The sequence below is a fragment of the Pseudomonas sp. GW821-FHT10C09 genome, assembly GCF_059415465.1.
Genome location: NZ_JBWKNG010000010.1, coordinates 227,421 through 237,270, shown reverse-complemented (window position 1 = coordinate 237,270; position 9,850 = coordinate 227,421). Strand labels below are relative to the sequence as shown.

At 59.0% G+C, this 9,850-nt stretch carries 6 protein-coding genes; 3 read left to right on the top strand and 3 right to left on the bottom strand.

Annotation, left to right across the window (positions count from 1 at the left end; genetic code table 11):
• Positions 1-115: 115 nt before the first annotated feature.
• The 3 genes from AC07N8_RS12935 to AC07N8_RS12925 all read right to left on the bottom strand — a co-directional run bounded on the left by AC07N8_RS12935 (position 116) and on the right by AC07N8_RS12925 (position 2,003).
• Complete coding sequence (locus AC07N8_RS12935) at positions 116-283, bottom strand: hypothetical protein (protein WP_493143885.1); 168 nt, start codon at positions 281-283, stop codon at positions 116-118.
• Between the two features lie 84 nt (positions 284-367).
• On the bottom strand, positions 368-958 hold the full coding sequence (locus AC07N8_RS12930) for a hypothetical protein (RefSeq protein WP_493143883.1): 591 nt from the start codon (positions 956-958) through the stop codon (positions 368-370).
• Between the two features lie 127 nt (positions 959-1,085).
• Entirely contained in the window at positions 1,086-2,003 is a 918-nt protein-coding gene (locus AC07N8_RS12925) for a hypothetical protein (protein WP_493143881.1), read from the bottom strand.
• A gap of 448 nt (positions 2,004-2,451) precedes the next feature.
• On the opposite strand from AC07N8_RS12925, the gene AC07N8_RS12920 reads away from it, so the two are divergent.
• From AC07N8_RS12920 to AC07N8_RS12910, 3 genes are all read left to right on the top strand, one after another.
• A complete protein-coding gene (locus tag AC07N8_RS12920; RefSeq protein ID WP_483842454.1) occupies positions 2,452-3,384 on the top strand; it encodes an NAD-dependent epimerase/dehydratase family protein in 933 nt (310 codons plus the stop codon).
• Between the two features lie 63 nt (positions 3,385-3,447).
• Positions 3,448-6,261, top strand: a complete 2,814-nt coding sequence (locus AC07N8_RS12915) for a bifunctional glycoside hydrolase/polysaccharide deacetylase family protein (RefSeq protein ID WP_493143878.1) — start codon at positions 3,448-3,450, stop codon at positions 6,259-6,261.
• On the top strand, positions 6,239-9,829 hold the full coding sequence (locus AC07N8_RS12910) for a tetratricopeptide repeat protein (RefSeq protein ID WP_493143876.1): 3,591 nt from the start codon (positions 6,239-6,241) through the stop codon (positions 9,827-9,829). The genes AC07N8_RS12915 and AC07N8_RS12910 overlap by 23 nt, the downstream gene beginning before the upstream one ends.
• Positions 9,830-9,850 lie beyond the last annotated feature (21 nt).

Genomic DNA, 9,850 nt, shown 5'->3' with positions numbered 1-9,850 from the left:
GGTTACCGGGATAGCGAATTCTTTTTCATGAAGATCAAGAGCGTCTTTCCCGGTAATCCGTGAAGAACCAAAAAAAAGCCCGACAATTGGGCGGGCTTCTTATCAGCGCAGTGGGTTAACCTCGTTTGGCCTCTGCCGCCAGCATCATCAGGCTCTGCTGCTTTGACGCTTCTCTCAGTACTTCGCTATAGACACGCTTTTTTTCAACAGATTTGGCGTTCCGAATAAAGTCGGCAAAGCGACTCTGGGTACCGTTGGTAAAACTCGGCTTTATCGACATCATTAACATACTCCTGGTTACCCGAGCCTTACCGTTGGATTGATCTGTGTATCGCGTATTTAGAGGAGAGGCATTCGCCATTTTTTCTTACTTGGTAATTTCTTCGAAATGGGATTGAGCGTCAATGGGGCGTTCTATACAACCAGCCCCCAACGCGATGAGCTTGGCTTTTTTTGAGACTTTATGGAAATTCTCATCAGACGTTACAAAAATATCTCTCTTAGCATTGATATGCCCCCACAGAGCCTGAACATCACATTTTGCATTGCGCCATTTTGAGCTTGAAACAATGCTTGATGGGTCTAAATTGTTCGCACGACAAAAATCCGGCCAAAGAAATTCGATGTTAGGGAATAGAATCTGGTGGATTTTCTGTTCAAGTATCAGCCCCGCTTCATCGGTAAAAACGGCGCAATCCCAAAACGTCAAATCAAAGTAAAACATGGGAAGAATGAGATCCAGATGCTCAAGTCCAAGCGTTTTTAAGCGGTTCTGGAAACACGTAAAACTCTCAAGATGCCTGCCATCCTTTTGGCGCTCAGAAGCTGAAATCGCAATGACGCCAACGTTAGCATTTGCGGCCGCATGGGCGTTTGCCAGCGCTCGCACAGACGCGGCTTCTACACGACCTTCCTCTAATGCAATAACGCAATTCGTATCCAGCGAGAACGTTTGCATTCCGTTCCTCATTTAAATTCATAGCTAATTCATTCAACGGTTAGCGGCATTCATTGTTTGCGGACAAAAAACTCACAGCCCTTTTTTATCGTAAATCTTGCGGGCTAATGTCTCGTAACTATCTGCCTTAATACTCAATTCCCTCACCCCCCTTCAAAACCCACCCAGCCTCCCCAGCCACCAACCGATACTCAACCTGTCGCATCTTCCCCGTCCTCCCCGCCCCAGCCTCCGCACTCTCATAAACCGGAAACCGCCGCACCAACATATTCTCCACCACCGCAAACTCATCTTCCCCCTGATACCCCTCCGCCACTTTCGGGTTCTCACTAACCGGCGGAAGGTAAATCTCGCTCAGCGACTTCTTATGGTTAGCCGCGTACGCCACCAACTCCCCGGGCATCCCGCGCCCCGGTGCTCTGGCGAACACGTAAATCTCCGGCGAGCCATCCCGATCAAGGTCGGCGACTTCAGCGCGGGCAATGTTACCCGTCAGTGGTCGAGTGATCGCCGAGTTGTCGATTTCCAGCCCTTGCGGCGAGATGCGCACCACTGGACTCCCGTCGACCCATTCCCCCTTCACCTGAAATCGTACGCCCTGCAGTTCTAGTGTTTGATCAAACGGCTGGGCGCTGTCGGTCGCCGGGCTTAGGTTCAATGAAAGGTTGTAGTTGGCCACTTCGTTGCGCCGCGCCGCGTTGCGCATCAGGTACACCTGAACCGTGTACACCCCATCAACGGGCAATGGGCCCATGAAGTGATTGCCCATGATCGAGCCGTTGAACAGCGCGGTGTCCTGGCCTTTGGCGGCGACGTTGAAGTAAGCCGAGGTGTTGGAGGGTTTGAGGTCAACGGTCAGTATCTGGCCTGCTTTTGCGCTGACGCGGTATTGCGCGGTGAGTGGGCCTTTGATGGATTGGTCGATCCTGGCGCTATCGCTTCCCTTATCAAAAGGAACCTGCTCGACACGCGGTTCGACCTCGGAGGCGGCCTGCGCAAAAGTAGCGATTGCTGAAAACAGACCGACGGTAATCCAGCGATTCATGAATATTTTCCTGAAAAGACTGAAGCGAAGAATAGATCAGCGACTCGATTCGGCACTGCAAACGGTGAATCAGCGATTTGATCGGTCGCGAAAATCCGTACTGGAAGTCGTCGCGATCCGCCTCGATTCCGCTGTCATCGTCCAGTGGCTTGTGTCGATAAGTATTGAAGTACTGACGCCAGTTCAGCGTCGTCCGCAGAAGGGTTTGTAACCGGACGTAGAAGCCCGGTTTAGACGAGTCTGTCGGGAAAGCGTGGCAATAACATGACACATTGAATCTAATAAATGTCGTCAAATAAATGACTATCTTTTCGTGCTGCGTTAGTTTAGACAAACTATTGACAGTGCCCCTCTGAACTCCCATTATCGGCCGCGTTTTGGTGGCCTTGCGCCATGAAGGCGGCGGAATAACCACTTGTATCCGCTCAACTGTTCAGGGAGAAATTTGATGTTTGTCGAGCGAATACTGGTCACCGGCGGGGCGGGATTTATCGGGTCGCACCTGGTCGAAGCATTGCTCGGCAAGGGCTACAAGGTTCGCGTGCTGGACAATTTGTCGACCGGCAAAGTGGCTAATCTGCCGATGGACAATGCCAATCTGAACCTGGTCATCGGTGATGCGGCGGATGGTGCTGTCGTTGAACAGGCTATGCGCGATTGCAGCGCTGTCGTTCACCTGGCGGCGGTCGCCTCGGTGCAGGCTTCGGTGGATGATCCGGTCAGCACTCATCAAAGCAACTTCGTCAGCACCCTGAACGTCTGCGAAAGCATGTCGAAGGCCGGAATCAAGCGTGTGGTGTATGCGTCCAGCGCGGCCATTTACGGCAACAACGGTGAAGGCACGGCGATTCACGAAGACACGCCGAAATCCCCACTCACGCCGTACGCCGCCGACAAACTGGCCGGTGAGTACTACCTGGATTTCTATCGCCGCGAACACGGCCTGGAACCGATGATCTTTCGCTTCTTCAACATCTTCGGCCCGCGCCAGGATCCGTCTTCGCCGTACTCCGGCGTGATCAGCATTTTCACCAAACTGGCCATGGCCGAGCAGTCGGTGGCGATCTTCGGTGACGGTGGGCAGACCCGCGATTTCGTTTACGTTCAAGACCTGGTGAGCATTCTCGTGCAGGCACTGGAAGTGAACGAACCGAAACCCGGCGCGGTCAACGTAGGGCTCAGCCGTTCCACCAGCCTCAACGACCTGATCGCTGAACTGGGGGCTGTTGTCGGCACCCCGTTGAAGGTGATTCATCACGCACCTCGACAAGGCGACATTCGCCACTCGCGTGCCAACAACGCTCGCCTGCTCGAGCGTTTCAAACTCCCTGAGCCGACTACTATCGGCAAGGGTTTGGCCCAGCTAATCCGCAGTCTGTAACGCGGCCGGTCACTCGGCACGACGTTCAATCAGCATCGACTCAGTCACACTCAAGAGTGCGTTATGGAAATCGTTTTTCGCAGGACGCGTGTCCGCTCGGCCGCCAAACGGCTGCTGGCTGCCATCGCGCTTATCGTGAGTGGCCCGGCTGCCCAGGCCGCCGCGTTGCCACAGCCCTCTAGTGTGACGTTCTGGTACGCCGATCAACCGCCGATCCCGGAACTCGCACAATTCGATTGGTCGGTGGTCGAGCCCGGGCATATGACCCAGGGCGACGTCAAAACCCTGCGCAATTTGGGCAGTCAGCCGTTTGCCTATTTGTCCATCGGCGAGTTCGCCGGCAACAAGGGCGACATCGAAAACGCCCACCTCGCCGGCGCAGTCAGCCCGGTGCGAAACGGTGCGTGGGATAGTCAGGTGATGAACCTGGCAGCGCCAGCGTGGCGTGAACATTTGTTCGGCCGCGCCAAGGCGTTGCAGGCCGAAGGCTATGCCGGGTTGTTCCTCGACACCCTCGACAGTTTCCAGTTGCAGCCCGAGGCTGAGCGAGAAACCCAACGTCTGGCGCTCGCCAGTTTCCTGCGCGAATTGCACCACCGCCAGCCGACGCTGAAGCTGTTTTTCAACCGTGGCTTTGAAGTCCTGCCGGAGCTGGACGGTGTGGCCGCGGCGGTGGCGATCGAGTCGATCCACGCCGGTTGGGATGCGACCGCCAAGCGTTATCGCCCGGTACCTGAAGCCGACCGCGCGTGGCTGGAAACCCAGATCCAGCCCCTGCGCGCCAAAGGCATCCCGTTGGTGGCCATCGACTACTTGCCGCCGGAGCGCCGCGACGAAGCGCGCAAGCTGGCCAAGCAACTTCGCGAAGAGGGTTTTATTCCGTACATCGGCACCCCTGAGCTGGACTCGATGGGCGTCAGCAACATCGAAGTCCAGCCGCGCCGGGTCGCGCTGCTGTTCGACCCGCGCGAAGGCGACCTGATCCGCAATGCCGGGCACACGCTGCTCGGTGGCTTGCTCGAATACCTCGGCTACCGCGTGGATTACCTGCCGGTGGACAACACCCTGCCCAAGTACCGCTTCAGCGGTTTGTACGCCGGCGTGATCACCTGGATGACCAGCGGCCCGCCGCAGGACGCCCCGGCGTTCAACAGCTGGATCGGCAAGCGCCTGGACGAGCAAGTCCCGGTGGTGTTCTTTTCCGGTCTGCCGATTCTGGACCCGTTACTCCTCAAGCGTCTGGGGCTGACACGCGAAGCGCCCATCGCCACCCAAGCGTTGAGCATCACCTATCAGGACAAGGCGCTGATCGGAGCGTTCGAAGCACCGGTGCAGCCCCGATCCCGTGACCTGACCGCGATTTCCCTGCTGCCCAAAGGCCCGAAAGCCGCGTTGCTGCTGACCGCCGCCGACGGCCAGGCCTTTGCTCCGGTCGCCGTGGCCGACTGGGGCGGTTTGGCCCTTGCGCCATACATTCTCGAAGCGAACAACGAGCGCAGCCGCTGGATTCTCGACCCGTTCGCGTTCCTTCAAGCCAGCCTGCGCCTACCGGTGCAACCGCGCCCGGACACCACCACTGAAAACGGTCGTCGTATTGCCACCGTGCACATCGACGGCGATGGTTTCCCGTCGCGCGCCGAAGTGCGCGGCACGCCGTACGCCGGCAAGCAGGTGCTTGACGACTTCATTCGGCCCAATCCGTTTCTGACCTCGGTGTCGGTGATCGAAGGTGAGATTTCGCCACGCGGGATGTTCCCGTTTCTCGCCCGCGAACTGGAGCCGATTGCCCGTGAGCTGTTCGCCGACCCGAAAGTCGAAGTCGCCACGCATACCTTCAGCCATCCGTTTTTCCTGCAGCCTGAACTGGCGAAGAAACGCGAAAATTTCCACCCGGAATACGGCTTGAAAATGGCCATTCCGGGCTACGACAAAATCGATTTTCGTCGCGAGATTTTTGGCTCCCGCGACTACATCAACCAACACCTCACCACCCCGGAAAAACCGGTGAAGATGGTGTTCTGGCCGGGCGATGCATTGCCTTCGGCCGCGACCATCAAACTGGCCTACGACGCCGGCCTGAAAAACGTCAACGGCGCCGAGACCATGATGACCAAGGCCAATCCGTCGCTGACCGGTTTGAACCCGCTGCTGCGCCCCACCGAAGGCGGCTTGCAGTACTACGCGCCGATCATCAACGAGAACCTCTACACCAACCTGTGGAAGGGCCCGTATTACGGCTTCCGCGATGTGATCGACACCTTTGAACTCACCGACAGCCCGCGGCGTATGCGCGGCCTGCACCTGTATTACCACTTCTATTCCAGCACCAAGCAGGCCTCGATCAAGGCCATGGGCGAGATCTACGGCTACATGAAAACCCAGCAGCCGATGTCGCTGTGGTTGAGCGACTACCTCGATCGTTTGCACGGTTTGTATCAAGTGAGCATGGCGCGCACCGCCGATGGCGCCTGGCAGATTCGCGGGCTGGACGCGCTGCGCACCGTGCGGCTCGACCCGCAAATGGGCTGGCCGGACCTGATGCGCTCGCAAGGCGTGGCCGGTGTTCGCGACTTGCCGCAGGGCCGTTACGTGGCCTTGAGCAGCGACCACGCGTTGCTGGTGTTGCGCCCCGATCGGGATGAAAGACCGGCACTGGAGGACGCCAATCTGCCGCTGGTGGACTGGCGCTACGTGGATGAGCGCCAGGTGGACTTTTCGTTCGCCGGGCAGGTCGACCTGAGCTTCTCCGTGCGCGCCTCGGGCACGTGCCGGGTTGAAGTGGACGGACAACGTTTTGCAGGCAAGGCATCCGCCGGTCTGTGGACTTTTCAATTACCAATGAAGCAGGTGAGTCATGGTCAGCTCTTCTGCAACTAAGTCTTCAGCCACTAAAAGCGGCCGCCTGCTCAATCCGTGGACATTGGCGGTGGTGGCAGTGGCGGTCGGTGGCATCCTTTGGCTGACGTTCCAGCGCGAAGAAGTGTTCCAGCCCGATGGCCGCGAGCCGGATGCGGTGTCGGCCAATTACGCCGAACTGCTGTTGTCGGCGCACCCGGACGACGACCATTTGCGCCTGCAATTGGTCGACCTGTTGATCCGCCTCGGCGACTACACCAAGGCGCGTCAGCACCTTGAGAGTTGGCCGACACCGCAACTCGGGTTGCAGGCCTATTACCGTCTGGAACTGGACGCACTGGAAGCGGCGAAGGCTGACGATCCGGTTGCTCAGAAAGCGTTGATCGAACGCCTGCAAGGCTTCGATCACAGCATGCTGCCTCTGCCGCAATTGCAGAACCTGGCCAAGCTGGCATTGACCCTTCAGGCGCCGGCGTTCGCCGCCAGCGTCTACGAAGAAATCGCCGGGCGCGATCCGGCGCAGCGCATCGAGTCGCTCAAATCCGCCGCGCAGTGGTATCTGGCCGGTGAGAAACCGGATCGCGCCGCCGAGATTTATCTGCAACTGAAAAAGGACAGTAAAGGTCCCGAGCGACGTGAATACGCGCAACTGGCCTTCAACAGCCTGTTGGCCGCCGGTCACGGTGACCAGGCCGCGCAGGTGCTCGCCGATGAACTGGATCAGCTCAAGGATCCGCAAAATGATGCGGCGTGGCTGGAGCAGGGCGTCGATGTCGCCGTCGGCAGCCAGCGCTTCGACCTGGCGCAGCGATTCCTTGATCAGTGGCGCGTCTTGCAGCCAGACAACCCGCAAATCCTCAGGAAAGAATTCGGCATGCGCCTGGCGCTTGGCGATCTGCCCGGTGCCTGGGAAAGCGGTGAGCAACTCGTGGCCGAACACCCGGATGACTTGGCCTTGCTCGAGCAAATGGCGCATCTGGGCGAATGGCGTGGCGATGGTCAGGCAGCCCTGGCCTATTGGATTCGCTTGCTGAAACTGCACGAAGACCCAACAACCCGCGAACACGCGTGGCGTCTGGCAAGCCAGCAGTACGACTTCGATCAGGCGATTCCGTTGCTCGCCGACATCATGCAGCAGCGAGCGCTGACCGACGTCGAACTCGATGCGCTGATCTATGGCCACGAATCACGGGGCACCCCGACCGAAGCCGAAGCCTGGTTGCGCGCTTACCTGAACAAGTACCCGAGCCATCGCCTGGCGTGGACGCGCCTGGTGCAGAACCTGGAAAACACCGGGCAGTACGCGCACAAGGCCGAGACCTACAAGAGCTATTCGAAACGTTTTGCGCTGACCACCACCGAACGCATCGATTGGGCCAACACCTACTTGAAGCTGTTTGACAATCAGTCGGCGTGGGGCGTGGTGCAGATCGACAATCGCAAGATTACCGATGAAGAATATTGGAGCCTGCGCTCGTCGCTGGCCTGGGATCTGGAGCTCGACGACGAGCTGCAAGCGTCCCTGGAAAAACTCCTCGCCCTGCGCGGTTCGCTCAACAGCGGCGACGAAAGCCAACTGATCACGATGTACCGCACCAGTGACCCAAAACGCGCCCTGACCATGATGGTCGGCAGTTGGCAGCGCGTGCATGATCCGCTGCGTCTGGTCGAGGCCTTGCAACAAGCTCAGGACTTGCAGGACTGGCCGCAAGTCGCCGCCCTGCTCAAGAGTGCCGAGCAATATCCGGACGCCAGCGAGCAAGCGCAGGTGCTGGCGATTCGCGGTGCTTTGGCGGTTCAGCAAGGGCAAACCGAAGAAGCGCAGCGCTTGTACCTGTTGGGCTTGTCGCGCTTCCCGGATGACAACCAGTTCCGCGAACGCCTGATGTGGCTCTACATCGATCAGGGCAACACTACTGCGCTGAAACCGTTGCTGACCGAATGGCGTCCGCAGGCGCGGCAAGACCGGATTCTGTGGCTGCCGTTCGCCAGTGCCAGCCAGTTGCTCGGTCGTGAAAGCGAAGCCCTGGCCTGGTATCGCCTGTACCTCAAGACCAGCCCGCAGGATTGGCTGGTGCGCGCGGCGTATGCCGATGCCCTTGAAAGCGCCGGTTATCGCGATGCGGCCCAACGCCTGCGCCTGAAGTTGCTGCGCAGTCCTGAGGGTGAAGAGATCAAGCCGTCGTCCCAGCGTTACGCGATCTGGTTGCGCCTCATGGCCAGCAGCTATTCGCCGGGCAAAGCGGCGAATGAAGTCGCGCAGTGGAAGGACGGCTCGCCGGCCATGCTGCAATTGTGGTTCGAGCGGTTGCTGGCGCGCCTCGACGTGACGAACCAGGAATCGCAGAAAGACCAGTGGCTGGATTGGGCGCGCAGCCAGGGCTTGAAGGTCGAGCGTTATGAAGAGATTCAACAAGCCTTGCGCAGCCGCAACAAACAGCAGGTCGAAACCCTGTTGGCCAGCAACGACCTGAACCCGGCGCAACGTGCACAGGCGCTGAGTCGTCTTGGCCGATACGCCGAAGCCCTCGATCTCAGCGAGTCTGCGCTGGGCGACGATCAACCGGCGGCGGTGCGTGAGCAACTGCGTCGTCAAGCCGTGGAGCTTCAGGAATTGACGCCGCAAGGTGCGCAGGTGTCCTGGCATCAACAGGATTTCGGCGGCCTGGAATTCAATGGCCCGCGCCTTGAAGTGGCGCACAACCTGGGCGATCAGTGGTACGCAAACCTTGAGCTGGAGCAGGGCACTTACAACAGCGATCAACTGATTGAATCGCGCATGGGCGACGAGAATAACGCCGGCCTGACGCTGCAACGTTTCGTCGACGACGGCAGCTACAAACTGTTCGCCGACACCAGCCAGCGCAAGGACGACGACCGCAATGGCCTGGGCCTGTCGCGGATCTGGCAGCTGGACGTCAGCGATCAGCTCGAGGCGGGCCTGGACTGGAATCGCAAGAGCGAAGACAGCGGCTTGATGCGCGCTTTCGGCCAGCACGACAGCGTGTGGCTCGGCGGTCGTCACGGCTTGTCGGCGCGGGATCAGATCAGTTGGGAAGTGGCGCAGAAATCCTTCTCCACCCGCGCCGGCGATTCCCTGGGCAACGGCCAGGCGCTGAAGATGGAATACAACCACACGCTGGAATTTGCCGGACCTAACTGGACCGTGCGCAGCGGTGTCGATTATCAGCACAACAACGTCAAGGACCGCACCCTGGACTACCTGTCCAGCGCCAACGGCGGCCCGGTGAAAAGCGTTGATGACTCGGATGATCCTGCGGTCGTCACGGCCGAAGATCTGCTGCAAAGCCGTTACGGCCAACTCTATGTCGGCAGCTCCTGGCGTCGCGGTTTGCCGGGCGCGCTGGTGCGCACTCGCCCGCAATACACCTGGCTGGTGGACGTCACGGCGGGCTGGCAATGGCTGGATCAAACCTTCAACTACGGCATCAACACCGGGATCGGCGTCGAAGTGCTGGGCGATGACGAATTGGCCCTGACCTTCGGCTACCAGTCCGCGCCACAAGGCGGGGATGGTCAGGCGGGCGGAACACTGGGTGTGAGCTACGGCGTGCGATTCGGACGCTGATCATGAAATGTTTACGGGAGA

What these genes read in the sequence shown, in the direction of transcription:
- AC07N8_RS12935 (WP_493143885.1), bottom strand. Translation starts at nt 283, where the DNA reads ATGATGTCGATAAAGCCGAGTTTTACCAACGGTACCCAGAGTCGCTTT.
- AC07N8_RS12930 (WP_493143883.1), bottom strand. Translation starts at nt 958, where the DNA reads ATGCAAACGTTCTCGCTGGATACGAATTGCGTTATTGCATTAGAGGAA.
- AC07N8_RS12925 (WP_493143881.1), bottom strand. Translation starts at nt 2,003, where the DNA reads ATGAATCGCTGGATTACCGTCGGTCTGTTTTCAGCAATCGCTACTTTT.
- AC07N8_RS12920 (WP_483842454.1), top strand. Translation starts at nt 2,452, where the DNA reads ATGTTTGTCGAGCGAATACTGGTCACCGGCGGGGCGGGATTTATCGGG.
- AC07N8_RS12915 (WP_493143878.1), top strand. Translation starts at nt 3,448, where the DNA reads ATGGAAATCGTTTTTCGCAGGACGCGTGTCCGCTCGGCCGCCAAACGG.
- AC07N8_RS12910 (WP_493143876.1), top strand. Translation starts at nt 6,239, where the DNA reads ATGGTCAGCTCTTCTGCAACTAAGTCTTCAGCCACTAAAAGCGGCCGC.